The organism is Paenibacillus sp. ClWae2A, assembly GCF_032452295.1.
Taxonomy (GTDB): domain Bacteria; phylum Bacillota; class Bacilli; order Paenibacillales; family Paenibacillaceae; genus Paenibacillus.
The window spans coordinates 753917-780803 of the sequence record NZ_JAULSQ010000003.1 but is presented as its reverse complement, the minus strand read 5'-3'; the positions used below and the strand labels follow the sequence as shown (position 1 = coordinate 780803).

Annotated in this window: 23 protein-coding genes; 18 read left to right on the top strand and 5 right to left on the bottom strand. The window is 47.2% G+C overall.

All coding sequences use genetic code 11. From position 1 onward, the window contains the following. Window positions 1–84: 84 nt before the first annotated feature. The 6 genes from QVE09_RS14695 to QVE09_RS14670 all read left to right on the top strand — a co-directional run bounded on the left by QVE09_RS14695 (window position 85) and on the right by QVE09_RS14670 (window position 10477). Window positions 85–972 carry a carbohydrate ABC transporter permease gene (locus QVE09_RS14695; RefSeq protein ID WP_315937358.1) on the top strand — a complete coding sequence of 296 codons (888 nt, stop codon included), beginning with the start codon at window positions 85–87 and terminating at the stop codon, window positions 970–972. Further along, window positions 965–1810 carry a carbohydrate ABC transporter permease gene (locus tag QVE09_RS14690; protein WP_017687022.1) on the top strand — a complete coding sequence of 282 codons (846 nt, stop codon included), beginning with the start codon at window positions 965–967 and terminating at the stop codon, window positions 1808–1810. The genes QVE09_RS14695 and QVE09_RS14690 overlap by 8 nt, the downstream gene beginning before the upstream one ends. Before the next feature lie 90 nt (window positions 1811–1900). Next, entirely contained in the window at window positions 1901–3397 is a 1497-nt protein-coding gene (locus tag QVE09_RS14685; protein ID WP_315937357.1) for a glycoside hydrolase family 30 protein, read from the top strand. 324 nt (window positions 3398–3721) lie between these two features. Beyond that, window positions 3722–6760, top strand: a complete 3039-nt coding sequence (locus QVE09_RS14680) for a beta-galactosidase (RefSeq protein ID WP_315937356.1) — start codon at window positions 3722–3724, stop codon at window positions 6758–6760. A gap of 490 nt (window positions 6761–7250) precedes the next feature. Next, window positions 7251–8591 carry an AbfB domain-containing protein gene (locus QVE09_RS14675; RefSeq protein WP_315937355.1) on the top strand — a complete coding sequence of 447 codons (1341 nt, stop codon included), beginning with the start codon at window positions 7251–7253 and terminating at the stop codon, window positions 8589–8591. A 41-nt stretch (window positions 8592–8632) separates the two neighbouring features. Further along, window positions 8633–10477 carry an RICIN domain-containing protein gene (locus QVE09_RS14670; RefSeq protein ID WP_315937354.1) on the top strand — a complete coding sequence of 615 codons (1845 nt, stop codon included), beginning with the start codon at window positions 8633–8635 and terminating at the stop codon, window positions 10475–10477. A 129-nt stretch (window positions 10478–10606) separates the two neighbouring features. Here QVE09_RS14670 and solA read toward each other — a convergent pair whose 3' ends face one another. Beyond that, a complete protein-coding gene (solA, locus tag QVE09_RS14665; protein ID WP_315937381.1) occupies window positions 10607–11740 on the bottom strand; it encodes an N-methyl-L-tryptophan oxidase in 1134 nt (377 codons plus the stop codon). A 151-nt stretch (window positions 11741–11891) separates the two neighbouring features. Between solA and QVE09_RS14660 the strand changes: the two genes are divergently transcribed. From QVE09_RS14660 to QVE09_RS14640, 5 genes are all read left to right on the top strand, one after another. Further along, window positions 11892–12647, top strand: coding sequence for an exodeoxyribonuclease III (locus QVE09_RS14660; protein ID WP_315937353.1), 756 nt, complete (start codon window positions 11892–11894; stop codon window positions 12645–12647). A gap of 231 nt (window positions 12648–12878) precedes the next feature. Continuing rightward, window positions 12879–13862: an alpha/beta hydrolase gene (locus tag QVE09_RS14655; protein WP_315937352.1), complete on the top strand. Its 984-nt coding sequence runs from the start codon at window positions 12879–12881 to the stop codon at window positions 13860–13862. 47 nt (window positions 13863–13909) lie between these two features. Continuing rightward, entirely contained in the window at window positions 13910–14056 is a 147-nt protein-coding gene (locus tag QVE09_RS14650) for a hypothetical protein (RefSeq protein WP_315937351.1), read from the top strand. A 32-nt stretch (window positions 14057–14088) separates the two neighbouring features. Next, a complete protein-coding gene (locus QVE09_RS14645) occupies window positions 14089–14580 on the top strand; it encodes a hypothetical protein (protein WP_315937350.1) in 492 nt (163 codons plus the stop codon). Between the two features lie 211 nt (window positions 14581–14791). Further along, window positions 14792–15769, top strand: a complete 978-nt coding sequence (locus QVE09_RS14640; protein ID WP_372238418.1) for a diaminopimelate dehydrogenase — start codon at window positions 14792–14794, stop codon at window positions 15767–15769. 163 nt (window positions 15770–15932) lie between these two features. Here the strand turns inward: QVE09_RS14640 and QVE09_RS14635 are convergent, their stop codons facing one another. Beyond that, window positions 15933–16787 carry a pentapeptide repeat-containing protein gene (locus QVE09_RS14635; RefSeq protein WP_315937349.1) on the bottom strand — a complete coding sequence of 285 codons (855 nt, stop codon included), beginning with the start codon at window positions 16785–16787 and terminating at the stop codon, window positions 15933–15935. Window positions 16788–16942: 155 nt separating this feature from the next. After that, on the bottom strand, window positions 16943–18328 hold the full coding sequence (gdhA, locus tag QVE09_RS14630; protein ID WP_315937348.1) for an NADP-specific glutamate dehydrogenase: 1386 nt from the start codon (window positions 18326–18328) through the stop codon (window positions 16943–16945). Between the two features lie 388 nt (window positions 18329–18716). Here gdhA and QVE09_RS14625 point away from each other — a divergent pair, with 388 nt between their 5' ends. From QVE09_RS14625 to QVE09_RS14605, 5 genes are all read left to right on the top strand, one after another. Continuing rightward, entirely contained in the window at window positions 18717–19190 is a 474-nt protein-coding gene (locus QVE09_RS14625) for a GreA/GreB family elongation factor (protein WP_315937347.1), read from the top strand. Beyond that, the gene (locus QVE09_RS14620; RefSeq protein WP_315937346.1) at window positions 19180–19686 is read left to right on the top strand and encodes a cation:proton antiporter regulatory subunit; all 507 of its coding nucleotides are present in this window, start codon (window positions 19180–19182) and stop codon (window positions 19684–19686) included. Before QVE09_RS14625 ends, QVE09_RS14620 begins: the two co-directional genes overlap by 11 nt. 3 nt (window positions 19687–19689) lie before the next feature. Beyond that, on the top strand, window positions 19690–20895 hold the full coding sequence (locus QVE09_RS14615; protein ID WP_076216431.1) for a cation:proton antiporter: 1206 nt from the start codon (window positions 19690–19692) through the stop codon (window positions 20893–20895). A 559-nt stretch (window positions 20896–21454) separates the two neighbouring features. Further along, window positions 21455–22171 (top strand): expansin ExlX, encoded by a 717-nt coding sequence (gene exlX / locus QVE09_RS14610; RefSeq protein WP_017687038.1) that lies wholly within the window; start codon window positions 21455–21457, stop codon window positions 22169–22171. Window positions 22172–22280: 109 nt separating this feature from the next. Continuing rightward, window positions 22281–23228, top strand: a complete 948-nt coding sequence (locus QVE09_RS14605) for an alpha/beta hydrolase (protein ID WP_315937345.1) — start codon at window positions 22281–22283, stop codon at window positions 23226–23228. A 74-nt stretch (window positions 23229–23302) separates the two neighbouring features. Here QVE09_RS14605 and QVE09_RS14600 read toward each other — a convergent pair whose 3' ends face one another. Next, window positions 23303–24181, bottom strand: a complete 879-nt coding sequence (locus tag QVE09_RS14600) for a PhzF family phenazine biosynthesis protein (RefSeq protein ID WP_315937344.1) — start codon at window positions 24179–24181, stop codon at window positions 23303–23305. Window positions 24182–24388: 207 nt separating this feature from the next. On the opposite strand from QVE09_RS14600, the gene QVE09_RS14595 reads away from it, so the two are divergent. After that, complete coding sequence (locus tag QVE09_RS14595; protein ID WP_315937343.1) at window positions 24389–25315, top strand: NADP-dependent oxidoreductase; 927 nt, start codon at window positions 24389–24391, stop codon at window positions 25313–25315. Here the strand turns inward: QVE09_RS14595 and QVE09_RS14590 are convergent. Next, window positions 25299–25934 (bottom strand): type 1 glutamine amidotransferase family protein, encoded by a 636-nt coding sequence (locus QVE09_RS14590; protein WP_315937342.1) that lies wholly within the window; start codon window positions 25932–25934, stop codon window positions 25299–25301. The two genes, QVE09_RS14595 and QVE09_RS14590, sit on opposite strands and share 17 nt — an antisense overlap. A gap of 200 nt (window positions 25935–26134) precedes the next feature. On the opposite strand from QVE09_RS14590, the gene QVE09_RS14585 reads away from it, so the two are divergent. Then, a complete protein-coding gene (locus tag QVE09_RS14585) occupies window positions 26135–26872 on the top strand; it encodes a cyclase family protein (protein ID WP_315937341.1) in 738 nt (245 codons plus the stop codon). Window positions 26873–26887 lie beyond the last annotated feature (15 nt).

The following is a 26887-nucleotide window of genomic DNA, read 5'->3' as shown; positions in this document are numbered from 1 at the left end:
GCACAAATAGCAGCGACAGCAGAACAGGTGGAATCGGCGTGAAGGCGGGTTCCATCTGCTCTCTGCGTCATGGGAGGGCTTAACGTGAGAAAAAAGGACGGGAAATGGTTCTACATCTTCATCTCGCCTTGGCTGATCGGGTTTCTGGGGCTGACCCTGGGTCCGATCCTGTTTTCCATCTATATGAGCTTCACGAATTGGGATCTGTTCCAGTCCCCTGAATTCATCGGTATCGATAATTACAGAACGTTACTGACCGATGATCCGATCTTCTGGAAATCCGTCGGCAATACATTCTTCTATGCGCTGATATCCATTCCGCTGGGCATGTCGATCTCGCTCTGGATTGCATATTACCTGAACAAGAAAATCAAAGGTATCACCTTCTTCCGTATTCTGTTCTATCTGCCTTCCGTTGTTCCGGTGGTTGCGAGTTCATTGCTCTTCATCCACTTGCTTGCACCGACTGAAGGTTTGATCAACCAGGCACTTGCGATCTTCGGTATTCAGGGTCCTGCTTGGCTTCTTGATCCCAACTGGGTTAAGCCTGCATTGATTCTCATGTCCTTATGGGGTGTGGGTGGTGGCGTGGTATTGCTGCTTGCAGGGATGAAAGGCATTCCGCAGGAGCTGTACGAGGCCGCTGCCATCGATGGGGCGAAAAGTACACAATCGTTCTTCCATATTACATTCCCAATGCTGACTCCCGTCATTTTCTTCAATCTCGTGACCGGGATGATCGGAGCACTCCAGACCTTCGCGCAGGTATTCATCGTTACTGCCGGGGGACCTGACAATTCAAGTCAGATGGTTGTTCCCTACTTGTTTCAGAATGCGTTCCAATTCTACAAAATGGGATATGCATCGGCGATTGCCTGGGTACTATTCATCATCATCATGGCGTTGACACTCGTTGTATTCCGTTCATCGGCGCTATGGGTGCACTACGAGGAGGGAAAAGCCAATGAGTAATCCATCGACTGTGGAGAAGACGATATCCTATATTTTTCTGATTCTGGTCGGGGTGCTGCTTGCTTCGCCTTTCCTGTACATGATCTCCATTGCACTGGCAAGTGACGCAACAACCGTCAAATCAGCTTTTACCTTCGTTCCGATGGAGTTCCAGTGGTCGAACTTTTATACCATCTTCACGAATAACAATCTTGGCACGTATCTCAAAAACTCGGTCATCATTACCGTCTTTACGATTGTCGGATCGGTATTATCAGCTTCGATCGTATCCTACGGCTTTGCTCGAATCAAGGCAAAAGGCAGCCGTTTCCTGTTTATTGTGTTGCTCAGTACGATGATGATTCCGGGTGAGGTGACGATGGTACCGCAGTTCATCATCTTCCGTCATCTGGACTGGATTAATACATTTTACCCGCTGATCGTACCGAGCTTCTTCGCCGGAGCGTTTAACGTATTCCTGATTCGGCAGTTCGTCATGAGTATTCCAAAATCACTGGATGAAGCCGCCATGATCGATGGTATGGGACACCCGGGAATCTACTGGAAGATCATTATGCCACTGACTTATCCGATACTGGCTGCCATTGCGATCTTCTCATTCTCCTATAACTGGGGTAACTTCATGGGGCCGCTCATCTATATCAATGATCCGGAGAAAATGCCGTTGGCACTTGGAGTGCAGCTGTTGACTACGGTAGGTGGTGGGCAGATGCCACCATGGAACCTTGTGATGATCGCTTCCCTGTTCCTCACTATTCCGATGGTGCTGGTATATCTGTTCGGACAACGTTATGTCTACGAAGCGAACATTAGCGGCGGAAGCAGCGGAATCAAGTAACCGAAGTGTCTGTAGTGGTTGTATGTATTGAACTTGATGTTCAGGGTCAACGGAATAATCAACGTACATGGAGAAAGGATTGTATAGCCCATGGCGCATAAAGAACAACGCAGCAGAGGCAAACGGAACTATACCCTCATGGGTGTAGCCCTGATTGCCCTGCTGGCAGGAGGAGGAATTGTTATCAATCATTTTGCCAATGAATCATCCAAAACACTTGTATTTCAAGAGGAACCGGTACGTCTGAAGCTGGATCAGTCCTATGATCATTTTGAAGGCTGGGGCACGTCACTTGCCTGGTGGGCCAACGATCTTGGCGGATGGAAGGATCAGGCGAAGGTTAGTGAAGTGATGGATCTGGTCTTTGACCCGGAGAAAGGATTAGGTCTGAACATCGTTCGTTACAATATTGGCGGTGAGGAAAATCCGGAGATGAAAGCTCTTCGTCCCGGCGGGGATGTACCTGGCTTCCAGCCTGAACCTGGAGAGTGGGACTGGGATGCTGATGCAGGTCAGCGGGCTGTATTACAAGGCTCGATGGAGCGTGGCGTGAACATTGCTGAAGCATTCTCCAATTCACCACCTTACTGGATGACGATCAGTGGATCGGTTACCGGAGCCGTAGATGGTAGCAATAATCTGCGTGACGATCAGTATGATGCATTTGCAGATTATCTGACTGAAGTCGTGAAGCATTATCGAGACAAGTGGGGGATTACCTTCCGCACATTGAATCCGCTCAATGAACCTTCCTCCGATTGGTGGAAGAAGGGCAATATGCAGGAAGGTAGTCATTTTACGAATGAGAAACAGGCCGAGATTATCAAGAAAGTTGCTGCATCGTTGAAGAGCAAAGGACTGGACGGAACCGTCATTAGTGCAGCGGACGATAACAGCATTGATGAGACGGTGTTTAATTTCAACCTTTATGATCAGGACACGCTGGACGTAATCCAGCAGATCAATACCCACTCTTATAATGGTAGCAAAATGGAAGAGCTGCGCACGCTGGCAGAACGCCATGGCAAGAAGCTGTGGATGTCTGAGTACGGAACCGGCGGCAGCGAGCCGCACAGTCATGAGGATATGACCTCAGTTCAGGAGCTGGCAGAGCGGATCATGTTTGATCTGAAAATCATGCAGCCATCCGCCTGGGTATACTGGCAGGCCGTTGAAGATGAAGGCGCCAATAACAATTGGGGATTCATTCATGCCAATTTCAACGGAGAAGAGCAGTACGAGATGACCAAACAGTATTATGGTATGGCCCAGTTCACAAAGTTTATTCGTCCAGGCGCGATGATTATTCCAACGGATGGTGGACGCACACTGGCTGCCTATGACGCGGAACGTCAGAGACTGGTGCTGGTGATTCGTAATGAATTGTCAGCTGGAACAACGTCGTTTGAACTGGAAGGGTATACGTATGGAAAATCAGCCACCGCTCAGGTGTATCAAACTTCACCGGAACGGAACATGGAACAGCTTGAAGACATCCCGGTGTACGCCAACGGACTGGAAGTACCTACGGCAGACAATTCCATCACAACCGTTGTACTGGAAGGCGTGACGGTGCAGGTGAACTGATAGCAGCACTCGGAAGGATTTTGTCATCGTAGTGCTGGTGTAGATTGTCTTTTAGTTCAACGGATTTTTCGCCTTATATTTTAAAAGAGTTACAGGACATATGAACCTATATAAATTGAACTAAACATTTACACCGAACGGAGAGGACAGAAAGGACCTGAAGAAGCGGAGCGGTCGCCTTTATCCCCGGGTTTTCCCCTTTGAGAAAAGGAAATCAAAAAATCTGGGGATAACAGCGATCGGAAGGTTGTTCTGTCATCGAAGTGTGCAGTGTAAATAATCTTTAGTTCAATTTATATAAATAAAGAGAAGGAGGGGATAACTTTGACAGAGAAAGCATCCCTTTTGCTGCAGGAACAGGAGAAGAACATCACCAGGGCTGAGAACGGTGTTCAATCTGAATTAACATACGATGCACGCAGTTTTTTCCTAAACGGAGAGCGTATATTTTTGAACAGTGCCACGATCCATTATTTCCGTATGCCGAAGGAAAAATGGCGTGAGGTTCTGCTGAAGGCGAAGCTGGCAGGCATGAACTGCATCGACACCTACTTTGCGTGGAATGTGCATGAACCGGAAGAAGGACAGTGGTTCTTTGAAGGGGACAACGATTGCGGAGCATTTCTGGATTTGTGCGCAGAACTCGGCATGTGGGTCATCGCGCGTCCGGGACCGTTTATCTGTGCGGAATGGGATTTTGGCGGGTTTCCATACTGGCTTGGTACGAAGGACGGCGTGAAATTCCGGGAAAACAATGAGACGTATCTGCACTATGTGAACCTGTACTTTGACCGGATTGTGCCGATTATTCGGGAGCGCCAGTTATCGGCCGGGGGGAAGGTTATTCTCGTGCAGGTGGAGAATGAATACGGATATCTGATGGATGACGCCGCTGCAAGTGAGCATATGAACACACTGAGAGATGGATTGTTGCAACGTGGCATTGACGCTACGCTGATCACTTGCGTTGGCGGGGCGGAAGGCACGATTGAAGGGGCTAATTTCTGGTCAGGTGCTGACGGGCATTATGAGAACCTTCGGGCCAAACAGCCGGACACCCCGAAGATGGTCACGGAATTCTGGACCGGATGGTTCGAGAATTGGGGAGGGCCTTCGGCCATTCAGAAGACGGCGCCTTTGCTGGAGAGACGCATCATGGAGATTCTGCGTGCCGGGTATACCGGAATCAGCCATTATATGTTCTACGGCGGTACAAATTTTGGTGGATATGGCGGCAGAACGATGGGTAGCAGTGACATCTTCATGATTACGTCTTATGACTATGATGCACCGCTGAACGAATATGGACGGGTGACACCGAAATATGCGGTAACCAAGAATCTTTCCTATTTCGTCCATGCTTTCGGGGCCCTTCTGATGGAAACAGAGGAAATTCCAGAAGAAGAGATCGTTGTACGTCATCCTGAAGGCATATCTGTACGAGGCAGACAGGCTGATAACCAGAAGATTTGGTTCCTGGAGAGTCACAAGGATGAACGCGAGACGATGCACATTACGTTGGAGGAAGGTCGTACTCTTCCAGTATCGCTGAATCCAGGACAGATTATTCCATTGCTGGATCGAGTACAGATTGCTGAACACGTATATCTGACTGCGGGTACGATGATTACGGGCAATGAAATGATAAACGGAGAATTAACCCTGTTCATCGTGGCCGCTGCAGGGCAGCGTTCTGTTGTTGAACTGGAAGCCGGGGCACTGAACGTCACGGACAGTACGGTGCAAGTGCTGGTTGAGCATGATTCAGCAAGGAACGTATACCGCTTCGATCTGTTCCATTTCCAAGAGCCGGGAACGATCCAGCTGGAAGCAAACGGCACACCGATCCGATTCATCATTCTGGATCAAGAAACGATGAATCGAACATGGCGATTGGAAGCAACAGACCAGAAGGGACTTCGTTATGCGATCGGCTTCGATGACATAGACGTATTACCATCGGGTCAGGTCAAGGGCATGATTACTGACCCAGATCGCACAATTACGCTGCTTGGTGACTGGACCGATGGAGAACGGACGTTAACAGGTCACGAGTTCTATGCCAGCGAGAAGCCTATTGCAGGCAAACAGCAGCAGCTTCCGTGGACATTACCGAGTGCGCCGACATTGTCTGATTCTCCTGAGATGTCACGTATTACGTTAACTGCGAAGCAACGCTCGGCGAGTGGACAACCGGAAGACTTTTCCCGGTATGGACAAGATTTTGGTTATCTATTGTACGAATGTGATTTCGAGAGTCCAACCGAAGGGGTCACTAACCTCATTTTGCCGGATATCCAGGATACTGCCAGAATCATCGTTAATGGTGTTCAGCAGGCATTAGTGCGTCAGGTAGGGGCAGCAGGTGTGCAGTTGCAGTTGGACCAAGGGAAAAATACACTTCAAATTCTGGTACAACATATGGGCAGATTGAACTTCTCTCCGTATTTGGGTGAGAGCAAAGGTCTGGCTGGTGCTGTGTATCTGGATGGCAAGGTTCAGGATATTCGTCGGGATTGGGTTATGGAGAGTGGACTTGTGCATCTCGATGAGGTGAACGCTATACATGGGGCGCCACTTCTGAGCAGAAGTTTTATGCTGTATGGCATGGATCGGGCGATTCTTGTGGGTGCCTTGAGCAAAGGTCTTTGTATCAATGGTATCGAAGTTCCGATGGAAGGATATCAGGATTGGTTTGCCTTCCAGACGTTAGACATATCCTTGTATATCAAGACTGGAGAGACAAATACACTGGAAATGCCGTATAGCCGCTCTTCGCTGAATCGACTGGAACTGATCACATATCCGAGTCATGGAGAACTGAAGGATTGGCGTATGGCAGGGACGGATGCATTGCTTCCGCAACAATGGGAGAGATACGAGGCAGTGCAAGAAACGGTCCAACGTAGAGCACAGGGGGCGATCCAACGTGCAGCACAGCCTGGTATCGCTGAAGGTGGCAATTGTACTGCCAATCTGGTGACCGTTACCTTTGACGATGGGATCTCAAGTGTTACGGTGAGCGAGAAGGCTCACTCCACATCTGGTACCCTCCGAGCACAAGACTCGTACGGTCATCCCGTTTGGTACTGCTGGCGTTTCACCAGGCCTACTCTTTCCGAGCATCATAAGGTGAACTTGATGCTTCGCCTGACCGGGATGAGCAAAGGAACCATTCACCTGAACGGACATCATCTGGGTCGTTACTGGCAGATTGGTCCGCAAGAGGATTACAAGATCCCGGTAGCCTGGCTACAGGAAGAGAATGAGTTACTTTTGTTCGATGAAGAGGGTAGAACACCAGAACGTGTACGATTCCTGTTAGATGCGCCATCCCGTTATCCGTGGGTTGTGGTGGAGTAGCTCATGTATTAATCGTTAGTTGTCTTATTGCTCTAAAGATGCAAGGGAGCGATGACTGGAACGAGATCGTTCGAGTTCGAAGCAACCTTTTATAGAAATGGACCGGAACTAGAAAATAGCATCATATAACGCAAAAGTGTATCTTTTACCGCAGTCGTACCCCCTCATGTTCTTAGCCAGATTGACCTGGGTTTGTGAATCTTCGGATTCAGTCTTGGGAGTGAGTTGGGCTAAGACGATGGGGGAACTGTGGTGATCAGGTCTGTACAATGAACTAAGGTAACACTTGTAGCTTAATTAATTGTAACCGTTTACATAAAAGGTAATTGTTCATCCATGATCTGTGAAGGGAGTGATGCTTCATGTAATTGGAATTTGAACAGGTAGTCGTAAGGTGTTGCTCATCAGGGACAGCCCCGAGTACGTTTTGTCTTTGGTAATATAGTAAGGTATTCCTCTGTTCATCACTCATGGATAAGGAGATGACCCAATGTTGACGAAGAAGGAAGAGGGAATAGGAATAGGTAAGTCCAACGGTTTCAAGGCCGGAATGATCTTGTTGCTCGGAACATTGCTTCTATTAACGATGTTATTCCCCAATGCAGCCAGAGCAGCAACAAGTGTCTATACGATATCAGCCTTTACGAACACAAGTGAGTCCAATATGTATATCTATGAATCGTATAATGCAACCCACTATGGTTTGCTGAAAGGGCCAGCCTATACACCTCCGGCCAATCTGATCCGCGATCCCAGCATCATGAAGCATACAGATGGTCTATATTACGTCGTCTACACCACGAACTGGTCGGGTAACACCATCGGCATCGCCTCCAGCCCGGATAAAGTAAACTGGACATTTGTCCGTAACATTACATTATCCACACCGACCACAATCGCACACACCTGGGCACCAGAATGGTTCAAAGACAGCAACGGCAGTCTGAACATTATCGTGTCCCTCTCACCAGGCAACTATGAGAATTTCAAACCTTATGTCATCACAGCTTCAGGTAGCAATCTAACATCTACCTCATGGTCTGCACCTACTGAACTGGCAGGCATTGCTCCCAATTATATCGACACTTTTATCGTGAAGGCAGGCTCAACCTATCATGCTTTTACCAAAAACGAGACCACCAAATACATTGAATATGCGACATCCACTTCGCTAACGGGTCCTTATACCTTTAAAGGCACAGGGGATTGGGCAGGTTGGGGTTCTTGGGTGGAAGGCCCGGCGCTTGTTCAGCTGGATAATGGTTCATGGCGAATCTACTTTGACGGCTATGCGACACAAAAATATTATTACAGCGACTCTGCTGACAACTTCCAGACTTGGGGTGCCAAACAAGAGATTGCGGGTCTTACCGGACTCGTCCGCCATATGACCGTATTGAAAGAGTCCGGACAACCAGGTGATATCCGCAAGCTGGAGTCATTCAATGTGCCGGGCAGCTTCATACGTCATTACAACTATCAGGCGCAAATTGATGCGAGTGTCAGTCCGGCGGAGGATGCACAATTCCGTATCGTTCCCGGGCTGTCGAATGCAACAGGCATTTCGTTTGAGTCCATGAATTATCCGGGTTATTTCCTGCGCAATAATAATGGCAACATCACACTCGTGAAAAATGACGGCAGCACTACATTCCGAAATGACGCCACTTTCAAACGTGTAAATGGACTTGCTAACGCTAGTTGGACATCGTATACCTCGTTTAGTAACCCGAACCTGTATCTGAGACATTATAATAATGTGCTGAAATTGGAAGCTGTCGTTACCGCACTCGATAAGTCAGACGCGACTTTCCGCGAGGTTGCACAATAATAGGTGTTCGTTTTCTAAAAAATTCATAAGGAGTGAAGCGGATGAAGTGGTTAAAACGAATGAGCTCGCTGCTGCTGGCAGGAAGCCTGCTAACAGGCAGTTTGGGTCTGGGGACAGAGGTATCTGCTGCAGGAGCCTACACGGCTGTTGCCGATCCATCGAAGCAATATCAGACGATGGAAGGATGGGGAACATCCCTCGCGTGGTGGGGCAAGGTAGTTGGAGAATATTCCAATCGGGATGAGTATGTGGAGAAAATGTTCAATGCAAATACCGGACTGGGACTGAACATCTTGCGGTACAACATTGGAGGCGGGGATAATCCATCATCCAATATCCTCGAATATCGCAAAGCCGTTCCTGGTTACCAGCCTTCTCCCGGCGTGTATGACTGGAATGCAGATGCAAACCAACGATATATGTTGCAAGCTGCCAAAGCGCAAGGCGTGAATGTTATCGAAGCTTTTGCGAATTCCGCACCTTACTGGATGACGATCAGTGGCAATGTGTCCGGTTCGGCCAATGGTGGGAACAACCTCAAGCCCGATTACTACGATGATTTTGCCGATTACTTAACCGAGGTTGTGAAGCATTTTCGGGATAACTGGGGGATCACATTTGATAGCGTAACTCCGCTGAATGAACCGATCTCGACGTGGTGGAAGCAGGGCAATGACCAGGAGGGCATGCACTTTGACCGGGCGGATCAGAACACAATTCTGAGTCAGGTACAAGCTTCGTTGAATGCGAAGGGCCTCTCCACGAAGCTGAGCGCACCGGAAGAATACAGTATCGATGATACCAATGTGTCGTTCAACAGTTACAGCAATGCGGTTAAATCAGCGATGACTCAGATCAACACCCATACGTATGGCGGAAGTAATCGCACTGCTTTGCGCAACACAGCGACGTCTGCGGGCAAACATCTGTGGACCTCGGAATATGGAGATGGGGATGCAAGTGGACTTACGATGTCACGTACCATCCTCAAGGATATTCGCAATATGGGCGCAAGTGGATGGGTGTATTGGCAAGCCGTGGATAGTGCAGAAGGATGGGGATTTTTCAAGAACGTGTTGAACAATACGCAGACGTCCAGTTACACCGTGAACCAAAAATATTATGTCATGGGCAACTACAGCAAATTTATTCGTCCTGGCTACAAGATTATCGGCATGAGTGATGCCAATACCCTTGCAGCCTATGATACAGTTTCCGGCAAAGTAGTGTTGGTTACAACCAATTCGGAATCGACGGATACAACGGTAACCTATGATCTCAGTCGTTTTACTAATACAGGCACGTCTGCTCAAGTATATCGGACCTCTTCAACAGAGAAGTTGCAGCAACTGACCAATATTTCGGTGCAAAACAAAACCTTTACCGCTACGGCCAAGGCCAACTCGGTCACAACCTACGTCATTTCAGGTGCAACTTATAATGGGAGTACAGGATATGAAGTTGGGGCCATCTACAAATTAATCAACCGCAACAGTGGACTTGCACTCGATGTTAACGGTGCTTCTTCTACGGGTGGTGCAACAATCATTCAGTGGAATGATAATGGAGCAGCCAACCAGCAATGGAAGCTGGAGTCAGCAGGTAACGGATATTACAACATCCGCAATGTAGGCAGTGGCCTTTTATTAGACGTGAATTCGGGTTCCACACAAGGCGGAGCCGCCCTGATTCAGTGGCAGGATAACGGAGGCAACAATCAGCAATGGCTGCCTATTGATGTGGGAGGATATGTGGTACTTGCGAATCGAAACAGTGGCCTGACGGTTGACATCAATCAAGGTTCTCTGACCGCAGGTGCCTCCACGATTCAGTGGGCCGACAATGGCGGAGCCAATCAGCAATGGAGCCTAGTCAAAGTTAATTAGTGTGAGTGGGCATAAATTAACGTTTGTACTTGTCCTTCTTTCTTGGAGGTGCAGTGCTCTAAGCAACACTGCACCCTCAAGGAAAGTAGCTATTTTAGACATACATATATTCATCCACCCGGCTGGTACTTAACGAAAACGGGATAGGGCGAACCTGCTAATATCCTGATCCGTGTGCCCCGTTTGCACCAAGTCGGATAGAATCTGCCCAATGGCACTTGCGAACTTGAAGCCGTGACCGGAGAAACCGCCTGCGAGCCACACACGTTCATGGGCAGGGTGTCGGTCGATAATAAAATCTTCATCCGAAGTGAATTCATACTTGCACACACTACCACGTTTCAATTCTCCAGCTGCCTGAGGCATATGAAGTTCGAGCAGCCTGCGCAGATCCCCCTCGTCCGTTTCTTCCGTACCAAAAGGAGCCATTGTACTTCCTGGTGTCCACACCTGGCCCGTATCATGACGCCCCATCTTCAGACCTGATCCGCCAATGCTTGGGAATCCATAATATGTACCTTCTTTTCCTGCCAGTGTAAAACCGGGGAAGTGTGCCTCGCCATACAAAGCTTCTGGTGCATCAAACCATCCAACTGTTTTACGCACTGCCTGGATCGGGAGATCCACAAAAGGTTGTAACGTCTGAAACCAGGCACCAGCGCTCAGGATGATTTGGTTGGCATGGTATGTCTCACCACCTGAAGTCTGAACTGCCACGGAATGTGGTCCGTATTCGATATGCTCTACACGAGTGTGAGTTAACAAGGTGGCACCATGAGTCTCGGCTGCTTTGCGGTAGGCACGAATACAGGGTTCACTATACAAGTAACCCGCATCAGGTTCATACATGCCCTCGTAATGTTCAGGTACTGTAATACCTGGCCAGCGTTTCATTACCTCGGTTGCGTGCAACGTTTCATACCGAATACCTGCATCATCTGCATGGCTTAATCGGTTGCGGAAGGAATGAATCTCTGGATCGACCACATTTATTACACCGGAAGGAACAAACAGTTGATCGCCAGTCGTCTCCTCCAGCTCGTGCCATAACTTCTGCGCAAGTAGTGCCATGGCAATATAGTCAGGCCCACCACTGTAGACATGGCGCATCAGTCTGGTATCCCCGTGATGACTTCCTTCCGTATGCGGAGGATCAAAGGCATCAATTAATAAAGTTTTGCATCCACTGCGCGATAGATAATAACCCGCACTCATACCCATGGAGCCGGCTCCAACGATAATAACGTCATATGATTGTGTGATAATGGCACGTCCTCTCCTTGTGGATCGTAATTCTAATCTTCTACAGCATAATGTAGTCTCTCAGTACCTTGGTAGTCAATAGAACAGCTTATAGACCTTGTCCCCCGGAATGAGCCCGTGCTATATTGGAGAGATGTGAGGAGATGAGGATATGAAGCTGGTGTCCTGGAATGTGAATGGCTTAAGGGCATGTGTTACCAAAGGATTCATGGATTATTATCAGGAGAGTCAGGCGGATATTTTCTGCCTTCAGGAGACCAAATTGCAAGCCGGACAGATTGAGATGGACCTGGGGGAAGATGTTTATCAATATTGGAATTATGCGATCAAAAAAGGATATTCCGGTACGGCTGTATTTAGCCGAATCAAACCTATATCCGTTCGTTACGGGATGGAGGAGGACAGCGAGCCTGAAGGTCGGATGATTACACTGGAGTATGATGAGTTTTATCTGGTGAACGTCTACACACCTAACGCGAAGCGGGATCTGACCCGGCTGCCGTACCGTCTGGAATGGGAGGATCGATTCCGGGGGTACATTCTGCAACTGGAGCAGACCAAGCCGGTTATCGTCTGTGGTGACCTGAATGTGGCTCATCAGGAGATTGACCTGAAGAATCCGAAGCCCAATCTGGGCAATTCCGGATTTACCCTTGAAGAGCGTGGCAAGATGACTGAGTTGCTTGCTTCTGGTTATGTAGACAGCTTCCGTCATCTGTACCCGGATCGTACGGATGTATACAGCTGGTGGTCTTATATGCCGAAGGTTAGGGAACGGAACGTGGGCTGGCGTATTGATTATTTTCTGGTATCCAATCAATTGGCACCGAAGGTGGCGGATGCACATATCGACTGCCATGTGATGGGCAGTGATCATTGCCCGGTGGGTCTTACATTGGAACTGTAAGTCGTTATCAGCGTGAGATGGACAGAGGCATGAATTTTAAATATAGGCATAGATGAACTGCAAGTTTCCTGAATGGGAGATTTGCAGTTTTTTTGCGTCACAGGTAGGGGAAGGACACTGGACTTTGGTTGGGGAAAGGACTGGACTCGGGATTGTTTCAATCCCGCTATTTCTTGGGTACGATTGAAGCATACATATATAGATGAACCTTTGGGATAAGGGGTAGAGAAGATGAAGAAGGGGTTACGGAAAGGGTTAAAAGTGCTGGGAGGTATCATGCTTGCCACAGGACTTTTGCTGCTGGCAGGTACAGCGTATGAAGCGTATCAATCCACGCAGGATATGAAGTATTATCCCCCGCCAGGCAAGTATTATGAAGTGAGTGGTCGCAACATGCACCTCTACACCGCTGGCAAAGGAGAGGTAACCGTGGTGTTTGCCTCAGGCTGGGGTACACCCAATCCGTATGTGGATTTCAGTCCGCTATATGACAAGTTGAAATCACAGGTGAAAATTGCGGTATATGACCGGTTCGGATATGGATACAGCGACTATACGGATGACCCTCGTGATGTCGATACCATCTCGGAAGAGATTCACCAATTGCTGCGAACATCTGGTCAACGTCCACCTTACATCATGGTCGGTCACTCCTTGGGTGCGCTAGAGACACTGCGGTTTGCGCAAAGGTATCCTGATGAGGTGGCTGGCATGGTCATGATCGATGGCGGAAGCCCGGAGTATTACAGTCGTACGGACCTGAATACACCAGAATGGATGATGGATGGGTCACGTTTTCTGGTGAAAACAGGCATTGCACGAACATTGCTGCAATCGGATCGCATGATGGCGTCTCTGGTCATTGACCCAAATCTGGTAACGGAACCGATGAAAAAGGCCGTCACGATATCCACGCTCAGACATGCGTACAATGACAATGTCATGGAAGAGGTTCGGAATTCCAGAACCAATGCAGCGTGTGTGCTTGAGAACAAAACGAAGTTTGGCTTCCCCCTGACGATCCTCACAGCCGGTTCGGAGGAGTCGGATGAGGACAGTCATGCATGGCAGGCCGACCAAGCGGATTTTGCTTCATGGTCAAGACACGGAACACAGTTGACGGTTCCACAAGCGACACACAGTATCCACAACAGTCAACCGGATATTGTCGCTGCCGAGATCATGAAATTAGTGACACCGTCCAGTGACCTATGAGTAACATGATTCCACAAACACATGATGAACAGGAGGAGGAGGGATGGATGAAAAAGTTTAAAGTGATCACCCGCTTCCTGTCCATTCTTGTAGCCAGTTGTCTATTGTCTTTAAGTGTATTATCTGTATCTGTGATATGGGTTAAGAATAACGTTCATGCCGTGCCTGTAATCCAGTCGTTTGAACGTGATTAGCACATAAAACGAAGCAGAAGGAGTGGTAACGGATGGTGAAGAGAAGGAATTATATATTAGCCTGTGCGGCGCTGGCGATGATGGTGGCCTTGAGTGCTTGCAGCAGCGCAGCAGACGAACCGACAGGTGAAACTGAGAAGGTGGATACCGAGGTTTCCTCTGGAACTGGTGAACTAGCGACTAATGAAGGTGCAAGCGAAGCGTCAACAAGTGGAGTGACAGAAACGGAAGGTACGACAGCACCAGCCGATTCCGATTCAGAAAGCGGTGAGGAAGCCGCTGCTGGAACCAATGAGTTGCCAGAGAACTTGCCAAGTGACTTCCCCCTGCCAGAAGATGCAACGATTCGTTTAGCCAATTCCGGTGAGAGTGAAAGCAAGCAATCGGCCATGGTGATTTTCTCCACTGAACAAGATATGAAAACCGTATCCCAGCTGTATAAAGATTACTTTAACGCCAAAAAGTTAACGGATGCGGGTCAGGAAGGCGTCATTGAACTGACATTGACCTGGACAGAATCATAAGCATAAGATTAGGGCTATTTTTCTTTCCTGCTTTCTCTCTTCCTAAAATAACGAATGAACGCCATAATACCTTGCATACGGAGCCGCATTATTGCTGCACCGCTGCAAGGTATTTTTATTTCGAACTGGAAACCTGACAGGTTACATGGTATGTTATATCATTATAATAGAGTAATAGACAACTATAGAAGAAGACAGGAGAGGATTGAACATGATTAGAGTGGGTATTGTTGGTTACGGTAACTTGGGTAAAGGTGTAGAGAAAGCCATTTCCCAGAACGAGGATCTGGAACTGATTGCTGTGTTTACACGTCGTAATCCGGAGCAGATGGTCGCTGAAAGCACAGAAGTACGTTTTGAGCATATCTCTGCAGCGGAGCAATACATAGGCAAGATTGATGTTATGATCCTCTGTGGTGGTTCTGCAACCGACCTTCCAGAGCAGACACCAGCCATCGCCAAGTTGTTCAATACGGTAGATAGCTTCGATACACATGCGAAGATTCCTGAATTCTACAAAGAAGTTAATGCTGCGGCAGAGCAAGGCGGTCACGTAAGTGTCATTTCCACAGGCTGGGACCCAGGCTTGTTCTCCATGAACCGTCTGCTTGCACAGTCCATCCTGCCAGAAGGAAAAGAGTACACGTTCTGGGGCAAAGGTGTGAGCCAAGGCCACTCGGATGCTATTCGTCGTGTTCCAGGCGTTAAGGCGGGTGTACAGTATACTGTACCTGTTGAAGAGGTGATCAACCGCATTCGTGCAGGGGAGACACCAGAGCTGTCTACACGTGAGAAACATCTGCGTCAATGTTATGTGGTAGCAGAAGATGGTGCTAATCAGGATGAGATCCGTGAGACGATTGTGTCGATGCCTAACTATTTTGCAGATTACGATACAACTGTAACGTTCATTAGCGAAGAAGAATTGAAATCCGAGCATGAAGGTATGCCGCATGGTGGATTTGTTATTCGCAGTGGGGTTACGGGTGCAGGTCAAAAGCAAATTATTGAATTTGGTCTGAAACTCGACAGCAATCCTGAATTTACAGCGAGCGTACTTGTGGCATATGCAAGAGCCGCACAACGCTTGAGCGTGGAAGGACATAAGGGAGCGAAAACGGTATTTGATATTCCACTCGGTCACCTGTCCCCGAAATCGGCTGAAGATCTTCGCCGCGACTTGTTATAATTCTGATTCGTTCCAGTGATTTGTATAACAAACAGCTCGTCCTTGGATATTATAGGACGAGCTGTTTGTTTTGGCTGTTGCTGTATACGATTCATACATTCGTATGAATTAGCAGGTACAATCCTGCATGTATCCCTGCTCCTACTCTTGCGGAAATGGCACCCTACACCCAGTGTGAGGGAATGTTGAGATGATCCGGCAACTTGGTATTCATATTACCATTGGCTGCATTAATCTGGGATTGCGTCAGGAAGATGCCACCTCTCAGGTCTGCATCGCCCAGATCCGTATCTCTCAAGTCCGCACCAATCCAATCCGCATTTCGTGTATCTGCATTTCGGAGATCGGCTGCGATCATTAAAGCCCCTCTGAAGCTTGCGCCACGCAGGTCAGCTCCTTTTAAGTTAGCACCAAAAAAGTCACTTCCGGTACGTTTTTTACTCTTCTTCGACTTCCCTTGTCCATGAGCGGTAGGTGGCACATTCGCGCGTACCATCTCACTTGCCTGAACCAAGAGTTGATTCACACTGGACCGATAATTGGCGATGTCCAGACGGAGGAGTGCCGCAGGCTCCAGATTGCTCAAGCGCTCAATTTCCTCATATAACTCACCGAATGCCGAGTGAAGGGATGACGTTTCCGGTCTCATCATCATTTCCTTCATATAACTGAGCAACTCGTGAAGTTGTCGCAAGGCAGGCAGACAATCGAACATCTCGTTTGCAGACTCTGGATGATCACGCCAATCTTTGCCCGCGTAGGTCACTTGGGACAGCTTCTGTCCAGCTCCGAAACAGTCGTATACCGTACAACCTTTGAACCCTTTCTGCCGAAGCTGGGTATGGATACCACAGCGATTGTCCGTGCGCAGATTGGGACAGGGTGTGCCGCTGGCTTTATCAAAGGCAAAGTCAGATGACTTGCCATAGGGCAAGGCAACACAGCACAGGCCAAAACATTGCTCACAGTCTGCGCTAAGATGAGGACTCGCAGTGCTGGCAAATGGTTGGTTAGACAATGTAAACACTTCCTTATAATAGTACAAATAGATGGAATTACGTCAGTACCACTTTACCATTGCCTTGCGATTAGAGCAATTGAAGACAAGGAAAAAAGGGCAGTTACCCAAATAGATGGGAACGCCCTTTGATCATGGAGAATCACGTATTTAAATTAAACTACACCTTGAGCGATCATGGAATCCGCTACCTTGAGGAAACCGGCGATATTCGCTCCAGCTACGAGGTTGCCTTCACAACCATACTCTTCAGCAGCTTCTACACAGCTGGTGTAGATGTTTTTCATGATGTCATGCAGCTTGGCGTCTACTTCTTCAAATGACCAGGACAACCGCATGCTGTTCTGTGACATTTCAAGAGCAGACACGGCTACACCGCCAGCATTAGCCGCTTTGGCTGGACCAAACAGTACGCCTGCGCCGTGGAAGACGTCAATGGCAGCCAGGGTGGAAGGCATATTCGCTCCTTCGCCAATGGCTTTCACGCCACCTTTGACCAGAAGGGCCGCAGCTTCTTCATCGATCTCATTTTGCGTTGCACACGGAAGAGCAATATCACAAGGAATAGACCAGATTCCTTCACAGCCTTCGGTATAAGTAGCATGCGGATGTTCTTTGATGTATTCGCTGATGCGAAGACGATCAACCTCTTTCAGACGTTTCACGGTATCCAGGTTGATGCCTTGTGGATCGTATATATAGCCGCCTGAGTCACTACACGCTACGACTGTAGCTCCAAGCTCCTGGGCCTTCTGAATGGCATAGATGGATACATTACCAGAGCCAGAGACAACGACTGTGCTGTCTTGGAAGCTGAGCCCTTTGGATTGCAACATCTCCTTCACGAAGTACACACAGCCGAAGCCAGTTGCTTCCTTACGTGCCAAGCTTCCTCCGTACAGCAGACCTTTTCCTGTCAACACGCCTGCTTCATGCCCGCCATGGATACGCTTGTATTGGCCGAACATGTAACCGATTTCCCGTGCGCCTACTCCAATGTCACCTGCCGGTACATCGGTATCGGAACCGATATATTTGTACAGCTCTGTCATGAAGCTTTGCGTGAAACGCATGACTTCCAGATCCGATTTTCCTTTGGGATCGAAGTCAGAACCGCCTTTACCACCGCCAATGGGCAGACCGGTCAAAGCATTTTTGAAGATCTGTTCGAAGCCAAGGAACTTGATGATGCCCGAGTATACAGAAGGATGGAAGCGAAGTCCGCCTTTGTAAGGGCCAATGGCACTGTTGAATTGCACCCGGAATCCACGGTTAACCTGAACTTTGCCCTGATCATCTACCCATGGGACACGGAATGTGATTACACGTTCGGGTTCAACAAGTTGTTCCAGCAGACTATGGTTCCTATACTTGGGGTGTGCTTCAATAACAGGAATAAGGGAATCCAGAATTTCTTTGACAGCCTGATGGAACTCATCTTCATGCGGATTTCTGGCGACAACCGACTCATAAACGGAATGAACATATTCTGCGGCAGTAACTTGAACGGACTCTGTAGTTTCTTTTGTTATCGTGGACACTTTTTCAATGCACTCCTTTATCGTGTTAAAGTCTGTAAATACCTATTTGCATAAATTGAATAAAAGTTTGTAGTTAAATATACAGGAAAGCAAATAAAAATACGAGATAAAAAATCATAAAATGTTTTTTATGCAGTAATTAAAATGTTCTATGGATCTACCACATGATGTGAAGAATTAAGTTATTAAATGGAAGATATGACTACAAACGATAATAAAAAAGCAAGTTAGACGAATATACTGGATTAAAATATTAGTTTTGGTAAGATGGTAAGAAGGTCTCGTATCCCGAGGTCTTTTTATAATAAAAAGGAGGAAAACAAGATGATGAAGAGAAACATGCCAATCAACATGGAGAACAAGGCTTGTATAGGGGGTGAAATCTACTATGAACCATAGGACCTCCCGCCATAATTGCAGAGAGAAGCTGGTGAGCCAGCTATTTACATTGGGTGAAGAGAAAAGAACATTTCTCGACGCCTATTTCGACGTGCGCGATCCAGAGCGGATACAATTGGAAAAACAACTGTCGGCATATACGGAGTATGTGGAAAAATTGCTCCTGGGCCCTGATGAAGATCTGGACTCAGCTGTATTGATCGGCAGTCATATTGATTTTGAATATCTCGATTTTCATACATCGGATTCGTTCATGATTGTCATGCCAGAAGATACCAATCCTGATGAGGGTCGTATCTCCTTCCTCTCTCCAGTAGGGAGTCAATTACTGCTTGGCAGTAAAGGGGAAGTTAGGTCTGTTCATACACCATCAGGTTCCATGAGAATCCGCATTACGGGGATTGAGCTGAAGAGCGAAACCTTGAACGAGCCGGCCCTAGGGGGTGCAGATCATGCACTTTAAAGAGACAGACTTACCAGGGATTGGACGTAAATACTGGCTGCATACCCGTAGTGGTGAGCACTTGGTCATTGTGATTCATAACGACGAGCGACGTGACTTGTTCCATATGGAGTCAGGGGATACGCCTGAAGAGGTGGGGGATATGGTATCTCTTGTCACCCTTGACGATGATGAAGCCCGGGCGGTAGCCGCTATCGTTGGTGGTATGACCTATAAACCGAAGTTTCAGGATGAGCGTGAAGTGATGCTTGAAGGGCTGTTAATCGAATGGCTACGAATTGAGCCTCACGCAGCAAGCGTAGGTATGACGATTGGTGAACTGGATATCCGTCAGTCCACGGGCGCCGTTATTCTCGCTGTTGTGACCAAGGATAAGGAGAAGCATTTTAATCCAGGTCCGGATTATGCTTTTACCGCTGGAGCTACAATTGTAGTTGCCGGTGAACGGAATCAGATCAAACATCTCAAACAATTGTTGACTGATGGACGGACTTAGCCTATGGATATGCTCATATTCGAAGTGGGAATTGCCGTTGCGCTGATTACACTTACTGGGCTGATATCTTCACGATTACGATTTTCGGTCATTCCTTTTTATATCCTGATTGGTATGGCTGTTGGACCACATGCACCACAGATCGGCATAGTGGATTTACGTTTTATCGAAAGTTCGACCTTTATTGAATTTATGGGCAGGCTTGGCATTTTGTTTTTGCTATTTTACCTGGGTTTGGAGTTCTCGGTCTCCCGTTTATTAAAGTCTGGTAAAGCCATTCTGACCGGGGGCATGTTCTATGTAGGTCTTAATTTTGTCTCTGGATTGCTGTTGGGGTGGTTCATGGATCTACCCCTTCAGGAGACACTTGTTGTCTGCGGGATCATGACCAGCTCTTCTACAGCCATTGTAGCTAAAGTGCTCGTTGATCTGAAACGCACGGCAAACCCTGAAACAGAGATTATCATGGGCATGATCATGTTTGATGACTTGTTCATCGCGATTCATATCTCCATCCTGACTGGGCTTGTGCTCAGCGGGGCAACTTCATTCTTAAGTGTTCTGCTGGTATCGCTGTCTGCCCTGCTGTTTATTGTGCTGTTCCTGATTATTGGCAGGAAAAGCATCAAATATATTGATAAGGCACTGAATATCAAGTCATCAGAGTTGTTTCTGCTTACCGTCATGACACTGCTCTTCTTGGTGGCTGGTTTCTCGGAGACGCTGCATGTAGCAGAAGCCATTGGAGCATTGATGATGGGGCTTGTGCTGGGCGAATCAAGACATGTGAGTCGGATTGAACATCAGATCATGCCTTTCAAAGATTTTTTTGGTGCAATTTTCTTCTTCAGTTTTGGCCTGACCATCGAGCCGGCTTCACTTGGTGGAGCTGTCGGGATGACGATTATTGCCGTTATTCTGACGATTGCCAGTAACTATGGTGCAGGTATGATCGCTGGCAGATTGGCTGGAATGAGCCCTAAGGCCTCGTTGAATGTGGGCTTTACCCTGGTCTCGCGGGGCGAATTCTCCATTATCATGGCGAACATCGGCAAGGCCGGAGGGCTGATGGCATCCATCCAATCGTTTGCCGTGTTGTATGTGTTAATTCTGGCTGTGCTGGGACCTATCCTGACGAAAGAATCTCCACGGATTTACGCATCGTATGAGCGACTAAGGAAGCGGATGAAACGAAGGGAAACGGGTTGAGTAAAACGCTGGCTGTCCTTGGACAGACCGGGTATTCTGAACGTAGTGTTTAATAGGCGTCACACCATTCGGAGAGCGAAATTACTCCAGGGTGTGGCGTTTTTTTATTACTGGGAACCCATCCAATACAGCCTTGTTATTATACCTATTCCACCAAATTATGATATGTATCCATATCTTGTGCGTGGTCATGAATGTTCAAGTCCACAGGCAGGACTTTGGATGTGATTTGGTAGAGAAGGATTGAAAATAAACAGTTATTATGTAAAATAATGTTATATTCAAATTTAGCAGTTGATATAGATATTTTACACGGGAACGTAGAGGACAGAAGAGACCTGAAGAAGCGGAGCTAAAAGCTTTCTGGAAGAAAGCTACTTCGTAAGCATGTACTTCGCCTTTATCAACAGATTTTCACCTTTGCAAAATTGAATCAAAAAATCTGGGGATAACAGTGATCGGAAGGTTATTCTGTCATCGGAGTGGCAAGTGTAAATATTCTTTTGTTCAACTTATGTTTCAGTGTAACAGAAGGTAGAATGACGAGGAGGAATAGCTCATGAACAAGAAAAGTAGATTTCAACGGTTAAAATGGGCCGGTACAGGGATGTTGCTCAGTCTCGTATTATTTGCTCTGCCTGCATCTGCCGCATGGAATGATACATATCAGGGTTACGCGACGTATACAGGCTCAGGTTACTCGGGAGGTGCGGTGTTGCTTGATCCCATCCCGGCGGACATGAAGATTACTGCACTTAATCCGTTCCAACTCAATTATAACGGTGTCAAAGCCGCTTTAGCGGGAGCCTATCTCGAGGTGCAGGGTCCTAAAGGCAAAACAACCGTCTATGTAACAGACCTCTATCCAGAAGGCGCCAGCGGAGCGCTGGATCTCTCACCGAATGCCTTTAACCTGATCGGTGACCCAAAGGCAGGCAAAATCAATATCAGCTGGAAAGTGGTCAAAGCTCCAATTCAAGGAAACGTCTCTTATCGAATCAAGGAAGGTAGCAGTCAGTGGTGGGCAGCCATTCAGGTTCGTAATCACAAATATCCGGTGCTGAAGTTCGAGGTGAAACAGAAGGATGGTACGTGGCTCAATCTTGAAAAGCAAGACTATAATCATTTCCTCGGAACCGGACTGGGCAAAGAAAAATTAAACGTTCGTATTACCGATATTCGCGGTCAGGTATTAAATGACACGATCCCGGCTCTACCTAATGATGGGTCGGGCGGTGCATATATCGTACCGGGCAATGTACAGTTTCCCGATTGACAGATATACGAAGGTGTTATAAAAAGAAGTATGGTCATAGACGTATTTTTAACGAAAAGTCGTACACTGTACGGCTTTTTTTGTATACGAAAAGAGGAGAATGTACCGTATGAAAAAAAGTTTGCCTTCATATCAGACAACACATCCCTATTGGAAACAGTATCAGGCCTTTTTCCCGGAAGAAGTGAGGTTAGGGGAGCATACAGTTCCTGAGGAAGAATGGTGGGAGTCAAATGGGGTTCATCTGCATATCGATCGTTTACCTGCGCCGGAGTCTTCAATCAAAATTCTGTTCATTCATGGTGCGGGGGGCAATGGCAGGTTGCTCGCTCCGTATGCCCGCATGTTGCAGCGACATGGATACGAGGTGGTATCGCCAGATCTTCCGCCGTATGGGTTAAGTTACGCAATGTCTGGTACACGTATTAACTACGAACTTTGGATAGAGCTACTTGTTTCACTCATCGAACGGGAATACAAGAATGACGGCAAGCCAATCGTTGTATTGGGAAGTAGCATCGGAGGTATGCTTGCCTATCACACCAGTGCACGCAGCAAGCGTGTTAAGGGTTTGATCGCAACTACATTTGTAGACACGAGTAATCCGAAAATGCGTGACCAGCTTGCGCCGAATCGTCTGGTGAGTCGGGCGGGAAAACGGATGATGGATCTGTTCCCTGGTCTGCTGGATCATGTACGTATTTCGGTCAAACAGGTATCCCGGATGCAACTGATTACTAATAACAAGGATTTAACCCGGCTTATTATGGATGATCCACAAGCGGCAGCTACACGTATTCCGTTGGAATTATTAAGAACATTCCTTAATAAAAAACCGGAGGTAAGCCCGGAACAGTTCAGCCAGTGTCCGGTCCTGTTGGTTCACCCTGAATTGGACCCCATGACACCAATCAGGTTCAGCCAATCTTTTTTTGATCGTCTGGTGGTGGACAAGGAATGTGTGATCTTGGAAGGGGCAGGCCATTTTCCTATAGAGCAGCCAGGACTGAACCAGTTGGAGGTAGCGGTACTACGATTTTTACAACAAATTCAATGATGACCACAGGCCAGGCTACTACACTGCTTCGCATAAGATCGTTTACATATCCTAAGTACGTAAAACACCTCCCACTAAGGGAGGTGTATTTGAATGTTTTCGATATGAACTGCGCTACCGCCAACCTGAATCTGTGTGATTTCATTAGAGCGGCCCAGCGTTAATCTGGCTCGGATCTCGGAGGGGCGGTTCATGGTATACCCTTGTCTGATCGTATACGTGTGATGAAGAGGATCTATGAGTTGGTTGTACTGGGATAAATAACAGAGCATGGCACCATTGGATGTGCCCGTTGCACTCTCTTCCGGTATATCATAAAGCGGTGCAAAATTACGGCATTCTGCCAGAACGTCCATAACATCTGATTCGAGTGTAAACACGTGGTAACCTATGGCATGATGAGCCTTGCTTATTTCAGTGATACGCTGGAAGTCAGGATCGATTTTGGTCAGAATATCAACATCTTTAACGGCTATCATGATATCGGGTAGCCCGGTAGACACAATCTGTACAGGTAGTTCGGAATGTAAATCCTCCATAGAAATACGTAACGAATCGGCAATCTGCTGTCGATCCACGATCTCCCCAAACTCCGGCAACGTCTGAGACAGATAGACTTCTCCATTGACTTCGATATCAACTTTAAGAATTCCGGCCAGTGTCTCGAGTGTATATGTACCAACATTAACGAACTGCTGTGTCTTCATTAGATAAAATAAAGCAATTGTGGCATGTCCACATAGATCGACCTCATCACTTGGGGTGAAGTAACGCACTTTGAAATCAGCCTGATCCGATGGCATAACAAATGCAGTCTCTGAAAAACCGACTTGTCTGGCAATCTCCTGCATCTGGGTTTCAGACAAATGCGCTGCTTGTAAAACAACACCTGCGGGGTTTCCGCCTTGAGCCTTGTCCGAAAATGCATGTAATGTATTTACTTCAACTTCCATATCGTTACCTCGCTTATTCAAGTATTGGATTCAGTATTAGATTAAGATTTAACATAATCAATACTCGACATTATATCACGATTGTTGAACTGGATCGTGAATGCCAGATAGCTATGATTTTTGGGATGAATAGGTCAAGTGACCGCAGGGAAAGGGTAATGAAGGGAGAGCGCATAACGATAATCATTGGAAAGGCTGGGATCTCTAATGAAAGCAATTGTGATTGAAGAATTTGGTGGAGCGGAACAATTGAAGGAAAAGGAAGTAGCCAAGCCAGCATGTGGAGTGAATCAGGTGTTAATTCGAACACATGCCACGTCGGTGAACCCGGTGGACTTCAAAATCAGACAAGGTTATATGAAAGAAGCAGCGGAGAATTTTCCTTTGATTCTGGGCGGCGATGTTGCCGGTATTGTGGCTGAAGCAGGCTCAAATGTCACGCGGTTCAGAGAAGGTGATCGGGTATTTGCGCGTCCGCGTCAATTCGGAACTTATGCAGAATATGTTGCTGTCGATGCAGACATTATTGCCCGTATACCGGAGAAGTTGAGCTTCGAGGAAGCGGCAGCGATCCCGCTGGCTGCGATGACGGCGTGGCAAGCCCTTGTGGATCATGGACGTTTAGCCAAAGGGCAGAAGGTACTCATTCATGCTGGTGCAGGTGGTGTGGGAACGTATGCCATTCAGATTGCCAAGTCCCTCGGCGCTGAAGTGGCTTCCACGGCAAGTGAATCAAACGAAGCGTTGCTTCGCTCGTTGGGTGTGGATCATTTTATCAACTATAAAAAAGAAGATTTCTCGGAGATTCTCTCCGGTTATGATGTTGTGCTGGACACCATGGGCGGTGATATTCAGCGCAATAGCTTTAAGGTGTTAAAGTCTGGCGGGCATCTGGTATCCTTGGTGGAACAACCGGATGAGAAGCTTGCCAAGGAAGCCGGAGTAACGGCCAACGTCTTCATGATGGAGCCCAAAGGGGATCAACTGGATCAGCTGGCTGAACTGGCTGTGGAAGGCAAACTCAAATCGGTTATTGATGGAACCTACCCGCTAACACAACAGGGAGTACGGGAAGCACATGAGAAGAGTGAAACCCATCATACCCGCGGGAAACTGGTTATTCAGGTGCAATAGAATTCATTAACTGGTAGAAGTATTTGGACTCATGAGTCTGATATAGATTGTACCAGGCCTGTAATGTTTCTGGTGCAAAGACATTCAATAGCTTCAACACATGCATCGTAAATTCTAACGGAGCTATTCCAGATGCAGTAACTAGATTTCCATCGGTTACTGCAGGCTCCGTTACATAATAGGTTTCTCCAGTATAATCTGGGCATATCATCTTCAGGTATTCTAAATCATTGCTTGTATGCTGTCTGGAATCCAGTATCCCTATTTTTGCAAGTGCAACTGTCGCACCGCAAATCGCCGCAATAACTGTACCCTCTTCTATAGAGGCAGCAACTTTTTTCAATAGGGGATCATGGATGGTATCCATCCAGGTGTTTCCTCCCGGAAGAATGATGACGTCGTCACCTTTCAATGTACATTCATCAATAGAAATATGGGGAAGGATGTTCAATCCGCCCATGGTAGTTACCGGATGTTTATCCACGCCTACGGTTACGACCTGTAAAGGCTTGATCTCTTTCCTGAAATACCTTCCCGAGTTCAATTCAGCAGTTAGATATCCTATCTCCCAGTCTGACATCGTATCAAATACATATAGATATACGTTCTTCGTTTGCATCATACATGCTCCTTTTGTTTTCATGATTGAATGGATTACTCTTGTATTATAAATAAACTTCACTGACATCTACGGTCAGTGAAGTTTTTAAATTTGAAAATTAACAGCCCTAAGAACCAATATAGGGACAGCTCCCCAATTGTAGTGGAATAAGATATAATAGGAGAAATTTATTCCATTTTGTGCATGAGGTGATTAGGATGTCCAACGAACTCATTCAAGCCATTCAATTGTTAAAAAAAAAGAAATGGGTGGATCTGACCCATACGTTTGGTCCAGGCTCTCCACATTTTTCAGCTTTTGAGGCAGCACAATTCGATACACTGTTTGTTCACGATCAAGGTTTCTTTGCCCAGAGCTTCAAGTTCCCGGGTCAATACGGGACACATCTTGATGCGCCGATCCACTTCGTTCGGGATACGCGGTATCTGGATGAACTAGGTTTGAAGGAGCTTGTGCTCCCGCTTGTAGTCATTGACCAGTCCGCCGAAGTAGAGAACAATCCGGATTTCACACTGGATGTGGAGCATATTCTTGAATTTGAAAGAGAGCATGGCGTGATTGAAGCTGGAAGCTTTGTAGCCTTACGTACAGATTGGAGCAAACGTTGGCCTAACCATGAAGCATTTGATAACAAGGATGATGAGGGCAACAGTCATGCACCTGGATGGTCTGTTGGTGCGCTCATGTTTTTATTTGAGGAAAGAAAGGTACAAGCCATTGGGCATGAAACCTTTGACACGGATTCGGCCGTGGATTATCAGAAGAATGGAGCACTTCTGGCAGAATATTATGTACTTGCCCAGGATACATATCAAGTTGAGCTGTTAACAAACCTGGATCAGGTGCCGGCTAAGGGCGCTGTTATTTTCAATATTGTACCTAAAGCGGAGAAAGCTTCTGGTTTTCCAGTCCGGTCTTTTGCCATTTTGCCGTAAAACGGGGGGATCAAA